At 67.1% G+C, this 17,766-nt stretch carries 17 protein-coding genes and 1 pseudogene; 4 read left to right on the top strand and 14 right to left on the bottom strand.

The genetic code is table 11. The features are described from left to right. Positions 1-542: 542 nt before the first annotated feature. From NN4_RS04010 to NN4_RS03980, 7 genes are all read right to left on the bottom strand, one after another. Entirely contained in the window at positions 543-1,235 is a 693-nt protein-coding gene (locus NN4_RS04010; protein ID WP_147128606.1) for a DUF4333 domain-containing protein, read from the bottom strand. 119 nt (positions 1,236-1,354) lie between these two features. Then, positions 1,355-4,057 (bottom strand): DEAD/DEAH box helicase, encoded by a 2,703-nt coding sequence (locus NN4_RS04005; protein ID WP_147128605.1) that lies wholly within the window; start codon positions 4,055-4,057, stop codon positions 1,355-1,357. 2 nt (positions 4,058-4,059) lie between these two features. Further along, positions 4,060-5,013, bottom strand: a complete 954-nt coding sequence (tatC, locus tag NN4_RS04000) for a twin-arginine translocase subunit TatC (protein WP_147128604.1) — start codon at positions 5,011-5,013, stop codon at positions 4,060-4,062. 89 nt (positions 5,014-5,102) lie between these two features. Continuing rightward, positions 5,103-5,372, bottom strand: a complete 270-nt coding sequence (gene tatA, locus NN4_RS03995; protein ID WP_147128603.1) for a Sec-independent protein translocase subunit TatA — start codon at positions 5,370-5,372, stop codon at positions 5,103-5,105. A 147-nt stretch (positions 5,373-5,519) separates the two neighbouring features. Then, positions 5,520-6,557, bottom strand: a complete 1,038-nt coding sequence (locus NN4_RS03990; RefSeq protein ID WP_147128602.1) for a 2-dehydropantoate 2-reductase — start codon at positions 6,555-6,557, stop codon at positions 5,520-5,522. Then, positions 6,554-7,486, bottom strand: coding sequence for a helix-turn-helix transcriptional regulator (locus NN4_RS03985; RefSeq protein ID WP_147128778.1), 933 nt, complete (start codon positions 7,484-7,486; stop codon positions 6,554-6,556). Before NN4_RS03985 ends, NN4_RS03990 begins: the two co-directional genes overlap by 4 nt. A gap of 109 nt (positions 7,487-7,595) precedes the next feature. Beyond that, positions 7,596-8,591 carry a helix-turn-helix transcriptional regulator gene (locus NN4_RS03980; RefSeq protein ID WP_147128601.1) on the bottom strand — a complete coding sequence of 332 codons (996 nt, stop codon included), beginning with the start codon at positions 8,589-8,591 and terminating at the stop codon, positions 7,596-7,598. Positions 8,592-8,680: 89 nt separating this feature from the next. Here NN4_RS03980 and NN4_RS03975 point away from each other — a divergent pair, with 89 nt between their 5' ends. Next, positions 8,681-8,977, top strand: a complete 297-nt coding sequence (locus NN4_RS03975; RefSeq protein WP_107657673.1) for an MTH1187 family thiamine-binding protein — start codon at positions 8,681-8,683, stop codon at positions 8,975-8,977. On the opposite strand, the gene NN4_RS03970 is transcribed toward NN4_RS03975, so the two are convergent. Both NN4_RS03970 and pafA read right to left on the bottom strand, forming a co-directional pair. Then, positions 8,974-9,351, bottom strand: a complete 378-nt coding sequence (locus tag NN4_RS03970) for a nuclear transport factor 2 family protein (RefSeq protein ID WP_147128600.1) — start codon at positions 9,349-9,351, stop codon at positions 8,974-8,976. The genes NN4_RS03975 and NN4_RS03970 overlap by 4 nt on opposite strands. 112 nt (positions 9,352-9,463) lie before the next feature. Continuing rightward, positions 9,464-10,822 carry a Pup--protein ligase gene (pafA, locus tag NN4_RS03965; RefSeq protein WP_186818252.1) on the bottom strand — a complete coding sequence of 453 codons (1,359 nt, stop codon included), beginning with the start codon at positions 10,820-10,822 and terminating at the stop codon, positions 9,464-9,466. A 277-nt stretch (positions 10,823-11,099) separates the two neighbouring features. Between pafA and NN4_RS45640 the strand changes: the two genes are divergently transcribed. Both NN4_RS45640 and NN4_RS46840 read left to right on the top strand, forming a co-directional pair. Next, a complete protein-coding gene (locus NN4_RS45640) occupies positions 11,100-11,279 on the top strand; it encodes a hypothetical protein (protein WP_222594975.1) in 180 nt (59 codons plus the stop codon). A gap of 57 nt (positions 11,280-11,336) precedes the next feature. Continuing rightward, positions 11,337-11,681 (top strand): annotated as a pseudogene (locus tag NN4_RS46840) (aromatic amino acid lyase); the annotation flags it as partial. A gap of 289 nt (positions 11,682-11,970) precedes the next feature. Here NN4_RS46840 and prcA read toward each other — a convergent pair. From prcA to dop, 4 genes are all read right to left on the bottom strand, one after another. Then, a complete protein-coding gene (gene prcA / locus NN4_RS03955) occupies positions 11,971-12,732 on the bottom strand; it encodes a proteasome subunit alpha (RefSeq protein ID WP_135231794.1) in 762 nt (253 codons plus the stop codon). Between the two features lie 73 nt (positions 12,733-12,805). Beyond that, positions 12,806-13,666, bottom strand: coding sequence for a proteasome subunit beta (gene prcB, locus NN4_RS03950; protein WP_186818251.1), 861 nt, complete (start codon positions 13,664-13,666; stop codon positions 12,806-12,808). After that, a complete protein-coding gene (locus NN4_RS03945; protein WP_107657679.1) occupies positions 13,663-13,857 on the bottom strand; it encodes a ubiquitin-like protein Pup in 195 nt (64 codons plus the stop codon). Before NN4_RS03945 ends, prcB begins: the two co-directional genes overlap by 4 nt. Positions 13,858-14,017: 160 nt before the next feature. After that, complete coding sequence (gene dop, locus NN4_RS03940; RefSeq protein WP_107657680.1) at positions 14,018-15,517, bottom strand: depupylase/deamidase Dop; 1,500 nt, start codon at positions 15,515-15,517, stop codon at positions 14,018-14,020. Between the two features lie 144 nt (positions 15,518-15,661). On the opposite strand from dop, the gene NN4_RS03935 reads away from it, so the two are divergent. Then, a complete protein-coding gene (locus tag NN4_RS03935) occupies positions 15,662-16,876 on the top strand; it encodes a DUF418 domain-containing protein (RefSeq protein WP_147128599.1) in 1,215 nt (404 codons plus the stop codon). 54 nt (positions 16,877-16,930) lie between these two features. Here NN4_RS03935 and NN4_RS03930 read toward each other — a convergent pair whose 3' ends face one another. Then, complete coding sequence (locus NN4_RS03930; RefSeq protein WP_147128598.1) at positions 16,931-17,686, bottom strand: DUF6882 domain-containing protein; 756 nt, start codon at positions 17,684-17,686, stop codon at positions 16,931-16,933. Positions 17,687-17,766 lie beyond the last annotated feature (80 nt).

Genomic DNA, 17,766 nt, shown 5'->3' with positions numbered 1-17,766 from the left:
GTCCGCCGTGAGGTCCCGTTCGGCATACAGCTGCTCGCGCGGCGGGACATAGCGGCGGTGAACTGCGCGCTTTGGTGCCACTGGGTTCCGTTGGTCATGAACGGAGCGCCAGAGGGTATGTGAAAGGGGGCCTTCGCCTTTCGACGTCGACTGTCTCAGCTTTCGGTGTCGACCGCGCCCTTTCGACGTCGACCGCCCCACCCTTCGACGTCGACTGCCCTCACCTTCGATGTCGACCGCCACTTTTCGACGTCGACCGCCCTCACTCCTCGACCTCGACCGCCACTTTTCGACGTCGACCGCCCTCACTCCTCGACCTCGACAACCCCGCCCTTCGACGTCGACAACCCCAACTTTGGATGTAGACAACCCCAGCTCTCGGCAGCCTTCAGTTTTAGCGGCAGCCCTCGAAGATATGCACCCCGCAAAGGCATACATCGGCTACGAATCCCGACCGGCACGGCGATATCCCCCACCCCACAGAAACGCCAACGGCCGGCCCACCGAAGCGGGCCGACCGGGAGGCTACTAGCGGGCGGGACCTAGTTCGGGCGGCCGACCTCGTAGGTTCCATCCTCCTTGGTGATCTTGATCGTCACCTTCTTGCCCTCGCCGCTGACCTTCAGGTTGCAGTCGAAGGTGGCGTCGACCTTGACTTCCTGACCGGACGGGCAGGTGACGTCGCTGACGTCCTGGATGCCGTAAGAGTCGGTGAGCACCTTCTTGACGCCGTCCTGGACGGCGGCCTGGTCCAGCTTGTCCTTGGAGGTCAGCACGAGGACGAGGGCGACGATGGCGCCGATGACCACGACACCGAGCACGACCAGGCCGATGACCAGGCCTTTTCCTTTGCTCTGTGGCGGGGGTTGCTGCTGGCCGCCCCACTGTGGTTGCGGCTGCTGCTGTCCCCACTGCGGCTGGCCCTGCTGCCAGTCCTGCGGCTGGGTCTGGCCCCACGGCTGGCTCTGCTGGCCGGGCTGGCCCCACTGCGGATTCGGCTGCTGACCCCACTGCTGCTGTCCGGGCTGCTGCGGCGGCTGACCCCACGGCTGCGGCGGCGGCGGCTGATCACCGCCCCACTGCTGGGTCGGCTGGGCCGAGGCCGGAGTCTGCGGCTGGCCGCCCCACTGGTGGGTGGGTCCTGCCCCGCCGGGTGCCTGCTGTCCACCCCACTGCTGGGTGGGATCGTTGTTGCGCCCCTCCCCGGGTTCGCTGGGTCCAAACGGGCCGCTCATCTGGTTGCCTCCACTCGCATCGTTGTACACACGGTAGCCCCCCGCGTGAGAACGGTCCGATATCTCTAGTCCTCCGCCACGGTCGGTACGCGAAAGAAATCAAATCACAATCGAATCCGCTACGCGGCGTCCACCGCGACGACACCCCGCCGGATCGCGCGCACCGCCTTCGCGGCGGTCGCGGCGACCTCCTCGTCGTCGGCGGTGTTGTGGATCTGGTCGAGCAGGTCGATCACCTGCCTGCACCAGCGCACGAAATCGCCCGCGGACAGCGGCGTGGCCTGATCACCGCTGGCGAGCAACGACTCGGCCAACCCATCGCCGCGCGCCCACTTGTGCACACCGGTGACGAAACCCAGATCGGGTTCCCTGGTCGGCGGCAGCTTGTGCCTGGCCTCGTCGGAGCGCAGCTCGGACCACACGCGGATGGTCTCGCCGATCGCCCGACGGATCGGTGCCGTCGGGCCCGTCACGCCGAGATATCCACCGTCCTGGCGGGATTCGAACACCAGAATGGACACTACGCCGGCCAATTCGGCCGGGCCGAGCCCGCGCCACAGCCCCTGCCGCAGGCATTCGGCGACCAGCAGGTCGCTTTCGGAGTAGATCCGGGCCAGCCTGCGACCGTCCGCGGTCACCTCGGATTCGTGCACGAATCCGCGTTCTTCCAGCAGCCCGAGGATCCGATCGAAGGTGCGGGCCAGCGAGTTGGTCGTTGCGGCAACTTTCTGGCGCATGGTCTCGGTTTCCCGGGCCAGCTTGTTGTAGCGCTCGCCGATGCGCGACATCTGCTCCCGATCGGCGCGGGTGTGCGCCGGATGGGCGCGCAGACTGCGACGCAAAGTCGACAGTTCCCGGTCGTCGGCCGCCGACGCGCGTTTGCCGCGGCGCGGCCGGCCGGGCGCGGAAATCCCGGTGCTGCGCAGCGCCGACGCCAGATCGCGACGGGTCTGCGCGGTCCGGTGATCGACCCGGCGCGGCAACCGCATGTGCCCCAACGCCTCTGCGGGCACCGGGAAGTCGGCCACCGACACCCGTCCAGCCCACTTGTCCTCGGTGAGCACCAGCGGCCGCGGGTCACCCGGCGTCGCATCGGGTTCGAGGATGACCGCGAGCCCGGCCCGTCGCCCGGACGGGATCGCCACCACGTCACCGCGCCGCAACGCCGTCAACGCCGCGACCGCGACACCGCGCCGGTCGGACCGCCCCTGCTGCTCGAGCTGCCGCTCCCGCTGCTTGATCCGTTCCCGCAACGAAATGTATTCCAGGAAGTCACCATCGGCGCCGCCGAGCTGATCGCGCAGCTTGCGCAGCGCGGACTCGTTGCGTTCGATACCGCGGACCAGCCCGACCACCGAACGGTCCGCCTGGAACTGCGCGAACGAACGCTCCAGCAGCATGCGCGCTTCGGCGGCGCCCATCCGGTCGATCAGATTGATCGACATGTTGTAGCCGGGCTTGAACGAACTGCGCAGCGGATAGGTCCTGGTGGAGGCCAGACCGGCGACCGCACTCGTATCGACCTCCGGCTGCCACAGCACCACCGCGTGACCCTCGACGTCGATGCCGCGACGCCCGGCGCGTCCGGTCAGCTGGGTGTATTCACCGGGGGTGAGCTCGGCGTGCGACTCGCCGTTGTATTTGACCAGCCGCTCCAGCACCACCGTGCGTGCGGGCATGTTGATGCCGAGAGCCAGTGTCTCCGTAGCGAATACGGCCCGCACCAGACCTTTGACGAACAGTTCCTCGACGGTATGCCGGAACGCGGGCAGCATCCCCGCGTGGTGCGCGGCCAGCCCGCGGTGCAGCGCCTCGCGCCACTCCCAGTACCCGAGCACCTCCAGGTCCGCCTTCGGCAGATCACCGGTGTGCTTCTCGATGATGTCGTCGAGCTGTTCGCGATCATCCTCGCGGCTCAGATCGAGCCGGGAACGCAAGCACTGAGCCAGTGCCCCATCGCAACCGGCGCGACTGAAGATGAAGGTGATCGCAGGCAGCAGGCCCTCTTCGTCCAGCTTCGCCAGCACCTCCGGCCGCGGCAACGGACGGAAGTCACGCCGCGGACCACCGCGCCCATTGCGCGGACCGTGCCAGCTGTTGGCCCGATCGGCGGCTTCCCGCTGCTTGATGAACCGGACCAGATCGCCGTCGACCAGCACCTTCTGATCGGTGGAATCGGTGTCGAACAGGTCGAACATCCGCCGCCCGACCATGACGTGCTGCCATAGCGGCACCGGCCTGGTCTCGTCCACCACCACCGCGGTGTCACCGCGCACGGTTTCCATCCAGGCGCCGAACTCCTCGGCGTTGGAGACCGTCGCCGACAGGCTGACCAGCCGCACGTCCGGCGGCAGATGCAGGATCACTTCCTCCCATACCGCGCCGCGGAACCGGTCGGCCAGGTAGTGCACCTCGTCCATCACCACGAACGACAACCCGCGCAACGCGTCGGAGGACGCGTACAGCATGTTGCGCAGCACCTCGGTGGTCATCACCACCACGGGCGCGCCGGGATTGATCGACTGGTCGCCGGTGAGCAGGCCGACGCTGTCGCGGCCGTACCGCTCGGTGAGATCGGCGAACTTCTGGTTCGACAAGGCCTTGATCGGCGTGGTGTAGAAGCATTTTCCGCCCGCGGCGAGCGCCAGATGCACGGCGAACTCGCCGACCACGGTTTTACCCGCACCGGTCGGCGCGCAGACCAGGACGCTGTGTCCCTCTTCGAGTGCCGCGCAGGCGGTGCGCTGGAAAGGATCCAGGCTGAACTTCAGCTCGGTGGAAAACTTCGCTAGCTCGCCCGTATGCGACCGGTGATGTGTCACCGTCAGAGGGTATCGGAGTAGTCCGACATCGAGCGCCCGGTTTTATCCGGGGGTGTCATGATCGAGTCGGCCGGATCGATCGGATCGGGGCTGCTCAGCGTGGACGCTTCTTCGTCGGCCAGCGCGGCCAGGTTATCGGCTTCCTTGCGCGCCTTGCGGATGTCGTTCAACCGGGAGAACTGGATCGCGACCTCGAACAGCACCGTCAGCGCGAGCGCGAGCGCCAGCATGGAGAACGGGTCCTGCGGGGTGACGATGGCCGCGAAAACGAAGAGCCCGAACGTGATTCCGCGCCGCCACGCCTTGAGCCGGGCGTAGGTGAGCACCCCGATGAGGTTCAAACCGATGATCAGCAGCGGAGTTTCGAAGCTGACACCGAAGATGACGAGCAGCTGGATGATGAAGCTGAAATACTGCGAACCGCTCAACGCGGTGATCTGGACGTTGTTGCCGATCGTCAGCAGGAAGCTCAATGCGTGGGCGACCACGACGTAGGCCAGCACGGCGCCGGACGCGAACAGCACGCTGCCCGCCGACACGAACCCGACCGCGTACTTGCGTTCCTTCGCGTACAGACCCGGCGTGATGAACGCCCACAGTTGGTAGAGCCAGATCGGCGCGGCGAGCACGATGCCCGCCGTCATGCCGACCTTCAAGCGCAGGGTGAACTGCTCGAACGGCGCGGTGGCCAGCAGCTTGCAGGTCCCGTCCGGGCTGATCGAGGCGCGCGACGAATCCGGCAGCGCACAGTAGGGACCGCGGAGGATATCGCCGAGGCTCTTGATGCCGAGGAACCCGTACTCGTACCAGATGAACCCAAGCACGGTGGTGAGGAGAACCGCGGCGATCGAGACCAGCAATCGGTAGCGCAGTTCCTGCAAATGCTCGACCAACGACATGGTGCCGTCGGGATTGGTCCGGCGCTTGCTGTGCCGGGGATCGAACGGGATTCGCATGGTGGGTGATTGCCCCTGGGTTGAGAAGCTCGGCAACAGCGCACGGATCCCGGAGTGAGTCGCGACTCACTCCGGGTCGAACAGCCCGCTCAGAGCGTCTTCGGCTCGGCCTGGGGCTGCGGGGTGACCGACGGGGTGACCGGCTGGGCCGGCGGCAGTTGCTGAACGGGCTGCTGCTGCGCCGGCGCCTGCGCGTCGGACGACTCCTTGCCCTCGTTCTGCATCTGGCTGACCTCGCTCTTGAAGATGCGCAACGACCGACCCAGGCTGCGGGCCGCGTCGGGCATCCGCTTGGCACCGAAGAACATCACGAAAACGACCGCAATGATCAGCCAGTGCCAGATGCTCAGACTGCCCATGATTTATACCTCCCAAGACTGGTGATGGTTCTGATGCTACCGGAGGGTGACGTGCGCGAACGCACCGTCCGGCCGCTCGGCGCACTGGGGAGTGCGAAGTCACGATGCCCTGTTTGCCCGATGTTCACGCCGGCTGGGCGAGCTCTGTCAACGAGCGCTCGCCTGCGCGGCCCGCAGTTGTTCGAGTAATTCCGCACCGGTCCAGGTGCGCCGGTCGCCTTGTTCGGCGGCCACAATCAACTCGATCAGCCGCTGATTCACCGGCGTCGGCAGGCCGACCATCGTGCCGAGACTCACGATTTCCCCACAGAGCCAAGAGATTTCGGTCTTGCGGCCGAGTTCGAGATCGTCCGCCATGGACGAGCGCGCCATCGGATCGATGGCCAGTACCCGGCCGAAGACGCGCCGGAAAATGCCGTCGGGGACGGTCAGCAGCCTGGTCATCAAGGCAGGCGGCACGGGCGTCAGCCGGGCGGGCGCAATTCGTGCCCTGTTCATCACCGTGAGCGCCTCGCGCTGGGTCAGCGCCAGGCAGCGCCGATAGTTCCGGTCGCCGAGTTGCTCGCGCAGCGGCCGTCCGGACAGCGCGTTGATCGGATTGTTCAGGTTCAGCAGCAATTTGGCCCACTGCACCGAGCGCAGGTCCGGGTAGCGGCGCAGCGCCAGCCCGGCCTGCTGGAAGACGTCGAGGAACGGTGCCAGCGCCGGATCGTCCTGCACGGCGAGCCCGCCCTCGGTGCCGCGATGGAACCGGCCGCCGGGGTGATGCACCACGTTGAACAAGACCATGCCGGCCAGCACCACGCAGTTGGGCAGGATCTCCCTGATCACGGTGTCGTTGCCGATGCCGTTCTGCAGGCTCAGCACCACCGTGCCCGGTCGGATCTTGCCGGTGAGCTCGCGTACCGCATCCGCGGTCGCTGCCGATTTCACGGTAACCAACACGATGTCGGCCGAGCCGATGTCGTCCGGTTCGGTGGCCACCCGGAAACGATCCGGGGTCAGCGTGTCGTCGCCGCCGTCGAGGTCGGTGAGCCGGACACCGGACGCGGTGATCTCGTCGAGCAGCCGCGGTCGGCCCACGAAGGTGACATCCGCACCCGCCACGGCCAGCTTGCCGCCGACGAAGATGCCGATGCTGCCCGCACCGATCACCATCACCCGGCTCGTCGCGCCGGTACTCATCCCACCTCCTCGAATCCGGCGGCCGCGTAGGCGGCCAGCGCGGCATTCGAGCGTTCGCGCACCGCCGCAACCAATTCCGGCGGCCCGAGCACGGTGACGCTCGAGCCGAAGCCGAGCAGCAGGCGCGCCATCCAGTCCAGCGTCGCGAACCGCATGGTCGCCTCCAGGCTGCCATCGGGGTGCACGGCCAGCCGATGCATCGGGTACTGATCGAGCACCCAGGCGTAGTCGCCGTGAATACGCAAGCGCGCCAACGGAACCGCGGGGTCGTCCTGGAACAGGTCGAGCGCGGCGGACTCCTCGGTGGCGTGGCTCGGCGGCCTGGCCGGTTCGTCCAGTTCGATGGCGTCCTCGATCCGGTCGAAGCGGAACAGGCGGACGCCTTCGGCCTGCCTGCACCAGGCCTGCAGGTAGCTGTTGTTGTCGACAAGCACGATCCGGATCGGGTCGACGACGCGTTCGGTGACGACATCGCGGCTGGCCGAGTAGTAGACCAATCGCAACGCGCGCTGCCTGGCCAGCGCCGACCGCACGGTGGCGACGGCGGGGGCCTCGGTCGGCGGGGTGCGGGCGTCGTCCGGCTGAGTGCCGGAACCGCCTGCGATAGCCGACTCGATCTTGGCGATGGCGGCGTGCGCCGCGGTCGGGTCGACCATGCCCGGCATGTCCACGATCGAGCGCAGCGCCACCAGCAGCGCGGTCGCCTCGGTGGAGGTGAGCCGCAGCGGGCGGTCGATGCCTGCGGAGAAGGTGACCTCGATGCTCTCCTCGGAAAAGGACAGGTCGATCAGGTCACCGGGGCCGTAGCCGGGCAGGCCACACATCCACAGCTGGTTGAGGTCGCTCATCAACTGCTTGGTGGTCACGCCCAGATCGGCCGCCGCCTCCGCCGCGCTGATACCGGGGTGCGCGATGAAGTACGGAATCATGTTCAGCAGTCGCGAAAGTCGAACGGAAAGTCTAGAAGAACTCACGACTCCACCTCGCTGACACAAGGCCCCGTCGAGCTGTGCAGTCGGCTGACTCGCTGCGGCTCGTTCACGCCGTGACCTCCGTGCGATCGAAAACCGAGCGCAACCGCGCGACCACGTCGGTGCGCAGGTCCTCCGGCGCGAGCACGACCGCGTCCGGGCCGAGTCCGGTGATCAGGCGGGCAATCCAATCGCGAGAGCGAACCGGTAGCTCGACCACCGCACCGACGCGTTCGCCGATGGTGCGTTCGCCGGTCACCTGGCCGATCCGGCGGAGTTCCCGCCCGCGCCCCTCGGCCACCCACACCGTCGCCGTGAAACTGACCGGCGCCGAACTGGTGACGCGATCGACGATCGTGCGCAGGTCGATACCTTCCGGTTTGCGCACGACATTCTCCGGCCCGTAGGCGGTCACGTCGTCGCCGATCCGGGACAACCGGAAGCTGCGGACCGCGTCCCGCTGCCGGTCGTGACCGACGAGATACCAGCGACCGTGCCGGGTCACCACGCCCCACGGCTCCACGTCGCGCATCAGATAGGGCGCGTTGATCGCGCCACGATGCTCGAATCGCACGGCTTGCCCCGCGTCGATCGCGGCGAGCAGTTTGCCAAGCACCGGTTCCGAACCACGCGTCCGCGCGGGCACGGCGGGAACCGAGGCCACCGCGGCATCGGTCTCCACGTGGATGCCGGCCGCGCGCAGTTTCAGCAGCGCCCCGTCCGCAGCGGCGGCCAGTTCCGGCGATTCCCACATCTGCACGGCGACCGCGACGGCGGCGGCTTCCTCGTCGGACAGGTCGATCTCGGGCAGCTCGTAGGCGTCCCGGTTGATCCGGTAGCCCTCCACCGACGTGTACCGGCCGACCGGTCCGATCTCCAGGGGTATGCCCAGGTCACGCAGCTCGTTCTTGTCCCGCTCGAACATTCGGCTGAACGCCTCGTCGCTGGCGGACTCCTCGTAACCGGCGACGCTGTCCCGGATCCGCTCCGCGGTCAGGAACTGCCGGGTCGACAGCAGCGCGATGACCAGATTCATCAGCCGCTCGACCTTCGATATCGCCACCCGATAGAGGGTAATCTGCCCGGCACCGCGCGTGCGCGTCGGCGCGCGATTCCCTCGATCACAGGGTGCCACGCGGCAGAATCGAGGGCATGATCATCGCTTTCTCTGTGACCCCGCTCGGCACCGGCGTCGATGTCGGCCGTGCCGTGGCCGAGGCCGTCCGGGTCGTACGCGCCAGCGGGCTGCCGAACCGCACCGATGCCATGTTCACCACCGTCGAGGGCGAATGGGACGAGGTGATGGGCGTGGTGAAGCAGGCCACCGACGCGGTGCTCGCCGCCGCGCCGCGCTGCAGTCTGGTGTTGAAAGCCGACATCCGGCCCGGCGTCACCGACGGGATGACGTCGAAGGTCGAGACGGTCGAGCGCTATCTCGCCGAGGGTTAGTCCGGGATCGGCGTCTGCTGATACAACACCAACTTCCACTCGCCGCCCGCGCGCAGATAGACACTCGACATCAGCCCGCGGAAGGCGGGTGCTTCCCCCTCGCGGTACGCGACACCGGTGTAGACGAGCACCTTGCTGTCCACCCCACCGTCGATCACCCGCGGCTCGAGAATCTCGTAGGTCCGCCACGGCGGTGAATCGTTCAGCGCGGCAATGACTTCCGCACGCCCCAGCACCATCCCGTGCGCGAGCACCATCACCGCATCCCCGGTCATCAGCAACCCGTAGAAATCGGCCCCGGTGCCGTCACACAGCGAGTCCCAGCCCCGCCGCTCGACCTCGAGCAGCTCATTGAGAAGTTCCGTGTCTGCCATACCCCCACCGTAGGCACAGTCACGGCAACCGACATCCACCCAGGTAAGGGATTCGCCGAAAAAGTCCGACGGCGACCGATACCCGATTGCTCGGGTATCGGTCGCCCCGTCACTACATGGAGGCGATGAGCCGGTCCACGCGTTCGTCCACCGAGCGGAACGGGTCCTTGCACAGGACCGTGCGCTGGGCCTGGTCGTTGAGCTTCAGGTGGACCCAGTCGACGGTGAAGTCGCGGCCGGCTTCCTGAGCGGCGGTGATGAAGTCGCCGCGCAGTTTGGCCCTGGTGGTTTGCGGCGGGGTGTCGACCGCGGCGTCCACGGCCTCGTCCTCGGTGATCCGCTTGGCCAGACCCTTGCGCTGCAGCAGGTCGAAGACGCCGCGGCCGCGCTTGATGTCGTGGTAGGCCAAGTCGAGCTGGGCGATTTTCGGGTCGGACAGCTCCATGCTGTAGCGATCCTGGTAGCGCTGGAACAGCTTGCGCTTGATCACCCAGTCGATCTCGGTGTCCACCTTGGCGAAGTCCTGCGCCTCGACGGCGTCGAGGGTGCGGCCCCACAGGTCGACGACCTGGTCGATCTGCGGGTCACGGTCCCGGTTACGCAGGTGCTCGACCGCGCGGGCGTAGTACTCGCGCTGGATGTCCAGGGCGCTGGCCTGCCGACCGCCCGCGAGCCGCACCGGACGGCGACCGGTCAGATCGTGGCTGACCTCGCGAATGGCACGAATCGGATTGTCCAGGGCGAAGTCTCGGAACGAGACGCCCGCCTCGATCATCTCCAGCACCAGGGCGGCCGTGCCGACCTTGAGCATGGTGGTGGGCTCGGCCATGTTCGAGTCACCGACGATGACGTGCAGGCGGCGGTACTTCTCCGCGTCCGCATGCGGCTCGTCGCGGGTGTTGATGATCGGCCGCGAGCGCGTGGTCGCGGACGAGACGCCCTCCCAAATGTGCTCGGCACGCTGGGACAGGCAGAACGTGGCCGCCTTCGGCGTCTGCAGGATTTTGCCCGCACCGCAGATCAGCTGACGGGTGACCAGGAAGGGCAACAGCACGTCGGAAATCCTGGAGAACTCCCCCGCACGCACCACGAGGAAATTCTCGTGGCAACCGTAGGAGTTGCCTGCGGAATCGGTGTTGTTCTTGAACAGATAGATATCACCGCCGATGCCTTCTTCGGCAAGTCGCTGCTCGGCATCGATCAGCAATTCTTCGAGGACCCGCTCGCCCGCTCGGTCGTGGGTCACCAATTGGTGCAGGCTGTCGCATTCGGCAGTCGCGTACTCCGGATGGGACCCGACATCGAGATAGAGCCGAGCACCGTTGCGGAGGAACACGTTCGAGCTGCGGCCCCAGGACACCACCCGGCGGAACAGGTACCGGGCTACCTCGTCGGGGGACAGCCGACGGTGACCGTGGAAGGTGCATGTCACACCGAACTCGGTCTCGATCCCCATGATTCGTCGCTGCACACTATCGACATTACAGCCATGTCATGCGCCCGCGTGGGGCTGCGGACAACACGATCGCATACGTCTTCACAACGATTCGGTCCGGTTTGCCCGGATTCAGCGTCCCGCACCACCTTGGACACCCTTTTCGCAATCCACGAGCCACCGCGCCGCCGCCGCGGATACCATTCGATCCTCTCCGTGTGTCCCGACCTCGGTACGCGCCGGTCCGCAGCGTCGCGCGCTACCGCTTCAGCGAAGTTCGTTTGTCCCGATATCGACGACGAAGATAGGCCGAATGCGGAAATGGATCAGGGTGGCGGCCGTCGCGGTAATGTGCGCGCTCGTTTCGCAGGGCGTGGTGGCCGCCGAATTCGACGACGCCCCGCCGACCGAACTGATCGCGGTGGACGGCGGGCACCTCGACTGGCCGACCATGCTCCGGTGCTACGCGACGACAACCTCACCGTCCGCCTAGCCGACTCGGCCAGGCTGCGGATGAACACCACCCGGCAGGGCGCACTGGATTCCCGTCGTGGCCGGTCAGCGCGTGTACGGCTGGAATCAGGCGCTCGGCCCGCTGAAGGACCGCCCGCTCGAACCGGATCAGCAGCGCGAATTCCAGCGGCGCATGCTGCGTTCGCACGCCGCGGGCGTCGGGCCCATGCTGCCGCCGGGCGTGGTGCGGCTGGCGCTGGTGCTGCGCGCCAACTCGATGGCCAGGGCCGCGATGGGGGTCCGCCCGGAGGTGGTGGACCGGATGCTGTCGATGGTCGCGGCAGGCGTGCTGCCGCTGATGCCGGAGATCGGTTCGCTGGGCACCGGCGATCTGCAACCGATGGCGGCGGCCGGGTTGAGCATGATCGGCGAACACAATCCGGTCCTGTTCCGCGGCAAGCAGGTCGCGGCGAGCATGGCGTTTCGCGCGTCGGGCCTGCCGGAGCAGTTCACCCTAGGGTTCGTCAGAGCATCCCGATGCTCCAGTACGACCGCTATCTCAGCCCCGACGTCGACGCGGCCATCGCTCTGGTCCGCGAGGACGCCTTCACCCCCGAGTTCCGAGCCGCCGACGAAATCCGCTGCGCCGCATAGCCGAACGGGACATGAAGCGAGCCCGTGCGATAGCCCCACTGGGACGGCACCGCACGGGCCCGGACTTCTGAACGGCGTTACTCGGCTTCGGGTGTCTCCGCCGGTTCCGCCTTGGCCTTGCCCTTCTTGGCCGGGTTCAGCAACTGCTCCAGCGCGGAATTGGTGACCCGCCGGAAGGCCCGTCGCGGTCGCGCCTGCTCCAGCGCGGCGACCTCGAGCGAACTGACGCCGAGCACCCGCTTCTCCTTCTCCGCACCCTCGGGGACGCCCGCTTGCAGCGCCTCCACCGCGACCTTGATCGCGGCCCCCAGGTCGAGACCCGGCTTGTAGGACGCCTTCAACGCGGTCAGGATCGGCTCGGTCGTGCCGCCCATCACTACGTATTCGCGCTCGTCCACGATCGACCCGTCGAAGGTGATCCGATACAGCACCGTCGTCGGCGGCTGCTCCGGATAACCCACCTCCGCGACGCAGATCTCCACCTCGTAGGGCTTGAGCTGATCGGTGAAGATCGACCCGAGCACCTGGGCGTAGGCGTTGGCCAGTGCGCGGCCGGTCACGTCGCGGCGGTCGTACTGGTAACCGCGAATGTCGGCCTGCAGGATTCCGCTGCGACGCAGATTCTCGAACTCGTTGTATTTGCCGACCGCGGCGAACCCGACCCGGTCGTAGAGCTCACTCACCTTGTGCAGCGTCGCGGACGGGTTCTCCGCGACGAACAGCACACCCTTGTCGTACACCAGGACCACGACACTGCGACCCCGACCGATGCCCTTGCGCGCGAGCTCGGTCTTGTCGCGCATGATCTGCTCGGCCGACGCGTAGTACGGCAGTGTCATGCTGTGCCCTCCTTCGCATGCCCGAGGGCCCCTCCGTGGTTACGCACGCTGCCTCCTCCGGGGCCTGACCCGGTCATGCGGTGGCCCTCCCTTCTTCGGCAGCCTCGCGATCGGCCACGATCCCGCGAGCGATCGCTTCGAGGCGGTCCTCGGTCACCTCGACCGCACCTTCCTCGTCGATGACGATCGCCGTCGGATAGATCCCGCGCATCAGATCGGGACCACCCGTCGCGGTGTCGTCGTCGGCCGCGTCGAACAGCGACTCGACGGCGATGCGCAAGGCGCGCTCCTGATCAATTCCCTTGGCGTACAGCTTCTTCAGCGACCCCTTGGCGAAGACCGAACCCGATCCCACCGCGGCGTAACCGAACCGCTCCTCGCTACGTCCACCCACCACGTCGTACGAGACGATGCGGCCGACCCGGTCCGGGTCGGTGGCATTGACGTCGTACCCGACCAAAATCGGAACCACCGCCAGCCCCTGCAGGGCGGCGGGCAAGTTCTCGCGCACCATCTTCGACAGCTTGTTGGACTTGCCGTCGAAGGTCAGGGATACGCCCTCGAGCTTCTCGTAGTGCTCCAGCTCGACCGCGAAGATCCGCACCATCTCGACGGCCATGCCCGCGGTACCGGCGATGCCGGCCGCGGAGTAGCTGTCGGTGATATAGACCTTCTCGATGTCCCTGCTGGCCAACAGGTTTCCCTGGGTGGCCCGCCGGTCACCGGCGATGAGCACGCCGCCGCGGTAACTGATCGCGACGATGGTGGTGCCGTGCGGCGCGATGTCCTTGGCGCCGGTGGCACTCAACATCGCGCCGTCGACCATCCCGAACTTGTTGCCGGGCAACATGTCCGGAGCGTGCATGCGGAGGTATTCGGAGAAGGACGAGAGGGCGTACCCCAGGTGGAGACGCGAGGGGTCACCTACTGTCACTGGCCGCCTTTCTGAACGTACGCACGGACGAAGTCTTCGGCGTTCTCCTCGAGCACATCATCGATCTCGTCGAGCAGGTCGTCGGTCTCCTCCGCCAGCTTTTCGCGGCGCTCCTGACCGGCGGCGTCTGCACCCTCCGGACCATCATCCTCGTCGCCGCCCCCGGCGCGCTTGGTCTGCTCTTGTGCCATGGCAGCCGACCTCCTCTGTCCTCATCATGACCGGAGCTCAATTCTGAGCACGGCCCCGGTCATGAGCAATGTCCGTGCTCGTCCTTCAACACTACCCAGCCGAACCGACGCGATGTCGTATTCCGTCCCGATGTACGTCGAGTCGGTAGCGGTCCTGTGATCAGGTTGTGAGCTGTTCCACAAGATCGGCGGCCGAGGTTACCCCGTCCAGCAGCTTGCCGACGTGCGCCTTTGTGCCGCGGCGCGGCTCCAGGGTGGGGATGCGGACCAGCGAATCGCCGCCCAGGTCGAAGATCACCGAATCCCAGCTCGCCGCGGCGATGTCGGCGCCGAACCGGCGCAGGCATTCGCCGCGGAAGTAGGCGCGAGTGTCGGTGGGCGGGTTGGTCATCGCGTCCATCACCTGCTGCTCGGTGACGAGCCGTTTCATCGAACCCCGGGCAACCAGGCGGTTGTACAGGCCCTTGTCCAGGCGCACGTCGGAGTACTGCAGATCCATCAGGTGCAGCTTCGGGGCCGCCCAGCCCAGACCCTCGCGCTGGCGCATGCCCTCGAGCAGGCGCAGCTTGGCCGGCCAGTCGAGCAGGCTCGCGCATTCCATCGGATCGCGCTCGAGCAGATCCAGCACCATGGCCCAGTTGTCGATGATGTCCTGCACGCGCTTGTCGTCGTTGCCGGTGCGGTCCATGAACTTGATCACGCGGTCCAGGTACACCCGCTGCAGGGCCAGGCCGGTGAGCTCGCGTCCGTCGGCGAGCGCGACGGTGGCGCGCAGCGTCGGGTCGTGGCTGATCGTGTGCACGGCGGTGACCGGGCGGGCCAGCTGCAGATCGGTGAGATCCTCGCCCGCCTCGATCAGGTCGAGCACCAGCGCGGTGGTGCCGACCTTGAGGTAGGTCGACATCTCGGCCAGGTTGGCGTCGCCGATGATGACGTGCAGCCTGCGGTACTTGTCCGCGTCGGCGTGCGGCTCGTCGCGGGTGTTGATGATGCCGCGCTTGAGGGTGGTCTCCAGGCCGACCTCGACCTCGATGTAGTCCGAGCGCTGGGACAGCTGGAAGCCTGCGGTGTCGCCGGACTGCCCGATGCCGACCCGGCCGGAGCCGGTGATCACCTGGCGGGACACGAAGAACGGGGTGAGGCCGAGGATGATCTGGTTGAACGGGGTGTCGCGGCTCATCAGGTAGTTCTCGTGGGTGCCATAGGAGGCGCCCTTGCCGTCGACGTTGTTCTTGTACAGCTGCAGGCGCGGGGCGCCCGGCACGCTCGACGCGTGCCGTGCGGCGGCCTCCATCACCCGCTCGCCCGCCTTGTCCCAGATGACCGCGTCCAGCGGATCGGTGACCTCGGGCGCGGAGTACTCGGGGTGGGCATGGTCGACGTAGAGCCGGGCGCCGTTGGTGAGGATCATGTTCGCCGCGCCGACCTCGTCGGCGTCGATCACGGGCGCCGGTCCGTTCATCCGGCTCAGGTCGAAGCCGCGCGCGTCGCGCAGCGGCGACTCCACCTCGTAGTCCCAGCGGGTGCGTTTCGCGCGCGGCACACCCTCGGCGGCGGCGTAGGCGAGGACGGCCTGCGTGGAGGTGAGGATCGGGTTGGCCGACGGCTCGGTTGGGGTCGAAATGCCGTACTCGACCTCGATTCCGATGATGCGCTGCATAGGTCGAGCCTAACGGGCACCGCCGGGCGGAGTCCGTCGGCAGGCTGCGCCGAGCCGGGACGACGACGATGGAGGTCGATCTCATCCCGCACGTCGTACTTCCGGAGGATTCTCGCGGGCCCAGGTCGACGCGATAGTCGGTGCATGACCGAATCTCTCGCCACACCGCACGCCGACGCGGGGCGACACCGCGCGGCAGCCGCGCAGGCACCGGCCGGGCGCTCGCGCGTGGTCGCCTTGGACGTGCTGCGCGGTATCGCGATTCTCGGCACCCTCGGCACCAACATCTGGATCATGACGAACCCCGAAGGGCTCATGGGCTACGTCGATCAATTGAACGGACCCGCGAGCGGCTGGATCTGGGCCGAACGGGTGCTGCAACAGCTGGCCCAGGGCAAGTTTCTCGGGCTGCTCACCATCATGTTCGGCATCGGGCTCGCGATTCAGCAGGCTTCGGCGCAGCGCGGCGGGCGACGCTGGCCGGGCAAGTACCCGGTGCGCGCGGGGCTGCTGTTCCTTGACGGCCTGCTGAACTTCCTGTTCGTCGCCGAATTCGATGTGTTGATGGGGTACGCGCTCACCGGTTTGGTCGTCGCCTATGTCCTCGCGACAAGTGAACGTGCGCAACGGCGTTGGCTGATCATCGCGGCGAGTATTCACGTCGGCATGCTGACCTTGCTCGCCCTGGCGATAGCGTTAGTGCCGGAGCAGGACTCCGAGCCACGCCGACCGCTGGACCCGAATCCCTATGCCGACGGGTCGTTCTGGGATCTGGTGGTGTTCCGGGTGCAGCACGCGGGCGAGTTCCGGGTGGAGACGGTGTTCGTGTTCGCCATGTCGATCGCGCTGTTCCTGGTGGGCGCCCGGCTGTTTCGGGCCGGGGTGTTCCGGCCGGAAGGCGCGGCGCTGCGTAAACGGTTGCTGATCATCGGTTTCGGGGTCGCGGCGCCGATCGACCTGGTCGCCGGCGTGGCGGGCGGCGGCGACCTGTTCATTTTCACTCGCTACGGCACCGCGCCGTTCGTGTCGCTCGGCATCCTCGCGCTGGTCGCGCACTTCTATCTGCGCAGGCCACACGTCGGATTCGTGGGCCGGCGACTCACCGAGGTGGGTCGTACCGCGCTCAGCTGCTACATCTTGCAGAACCTGGTGGCGTCGATCCTGTGCTACGGCTGGGGTTTCGGCCTCGCGGCCCGCGTCCCCGCCGACGCGCGGGTGCCGTTCACGGTGGGCGTCTACCTGCTGGTTTCGCTGATCATCGTGGCCGGTGCGCACCTGTGGTTGCGCCGGTTCGAGCGAGGGCCGGTCGAATGGGCTTGGCACCACAGCTTCCTGGTGCTGACCAACGGAAAATCCTGACCGAATCCGGAGGGGAGACGTCCGGCCCGCGGAGCCACGCGGGCCGGACGCCCATCACAATGAGTTGGCGGACTGTGCTTTCGGTGCCGACGGCAACTCGATGTGGTCGATGACCACCCCGACGTCGAGGTTCGCGACGAGCCCCGCGTCGTCGAATTCGATGGTCCCCGCCATACCGGCGCCGCTGAATTCGAGCAATCGATTGTCCTCGAGGAACCCCGTGACCAGCCCCCGCCTGCTCAGGTAGCTCTGCGTGGCCCGCCGATGGTCGACCAGCGGCAATGCGTTGAAGCCGTGGGCGAGTACCCGCGCGAGGCCTGCCGCGCTGGGCGGTGGTAACTCGAACACCGGGTGCTCCACCAGGAACGCCACGCAGGTGCCGTCGGTGACCCCGCAGTACGAACTCCAATGCCCGGAAATCACTTTCGCGGCGTCCAGCAGCAGGGTCGCCACCTGGTGTGGCTCCGGTGTGGCGCGGCCGAGCGCGACCGGCATTTCCGCGGCACACAATTCGGCGACGCCGTAACGGAAACCGAACTCGCGCACCATGCGCGCGACCGCGATCAGCGGCGGCGCGAAACCCCACGGATTAGCCCAGGCCCACAGCCACGTCTCGGCGTCGGCGGTGCCGAGCAGGTGAAAGTTCGTGCACACGAATGTCTGGTCTTCGCCGATGAATTCGAGCCGCCGCTCCTCCATATCGGCCTGCCACCGGTGCGAACCGAGCAGTTCCTCGACATGTAGGCGATGCTCGAGCGACAGCAATCCCGCGTCGTCGAGCAGCCTCGTCAGGGGCACAGGTTCGGACACCGGCATGAGCGTAGTCAACGCACGCCGCGTCGTAGGTATCCTCGCCCGGCGCTGGTTTCGTGTCGAAATGCATCGCCCGC

The organism is Nocardia ninae NBRC 108245 (genome assembly GCF_007990755.1).
Lineage (GTDB): Bacteria > Actinomycetota > Actinomycetes > Mycobacteriales > Mycobacteriaceae > Nocardia > Nocardia ninae.
This window is presented reverse-complemented; position numbering and strand designations above follow the sequence as displayed.

What these genes read in the sequence shown, in the direction of transcription:
- tatA (WP_147128603.1), bottom strand. Translation starts at nt 5,372, where the DNA reads ATGGGCAGTCTGAGCATCTGGCACTGGCTGATCATTGCGGTCGTTTTC.
- NN4_RS03970 (WP_147128600.1), bottom strand. Translation starts at nt 9,351, where the DNA reads ATGGCAGACACGGAACTTCTCAATGAGCTGCTCGAGGTCGAGCGGCGG.
- NN4_RS03990 (WP_147128602.1), bottom strand. Translation starts at nt 6,557, where the DNA reads ATGAGTACCGGCGCGACGAGCCGGGTGATGGTGATCGGTGCGGGCAGC.
- NN4_RS04010 (WP_147128606.1), bottom strand. Translation starts at nt 1,235, where the DNA reads ATGAGCGGCCCGTTTGGACCCAGCGAACCCGGGGAGGGGCGCAACAAC.
- NN4_RS03945 (WP_107657679.1), bottom strand. Translation starts at nt 13,857, where the DNA reads ATGGCACAAGAGCAGACCAAGCGCGCCGGGGGCGGCGACGAGGATGAT.
- NN4_RS45640 (WP_222594975.1), top strand. Translation starts at nt 11,100, where the DNA reads ATGCGGAAATGGATCAGGGTGGCGGCCGTCGCGGTAATGTGCGCGCTC.
- tatC (WP_147128604.1), bottom strand. Translation starts at nt 5,013, where the DNA reads ATGCGAATCCCGTTCGATCCCCGGCACAGCAAGCGCCGGACCAATCCC.
- NN4_RS03975 (WP_107657673.1), top strand. Translation starts at nt 8,681, where the DNA reads ATGATCATCGCTTTCTCTGTGACCCCGCTCGGCACCGGCGTCGATGTC.
- NN4_RS03935 (WP_147128599.1), top strand. Translation starts at nt 15,662, where the DNA reads ATGACCGAATCTCTCGCCACACCGCACGCCGACGCGGGGCGACACCGC.
- dop (WP_107657680.1), bottom strand. Translation starts at nt 15,517, where the DNA reads ATGCAGCGCATCATCGGAATCGAGGTCGAGTACGGCATTTCGACCCCA.
- prcA (WP_135231794.1), bottom strand. Translation starts at nt 12,732, where the DNA reads ATGACACTGCCGTACTACGCGTCGGCCGAGCAGATCATGCGCGACAAG.
- NN4_RS03985 (WP_147128778.1), bottom strand. Translation starts at nt 7,486, where the DNA reads ATGATTCCGTACTTCATCGCGCACCCCGGTATCAGCGCGGCGGAGGCG.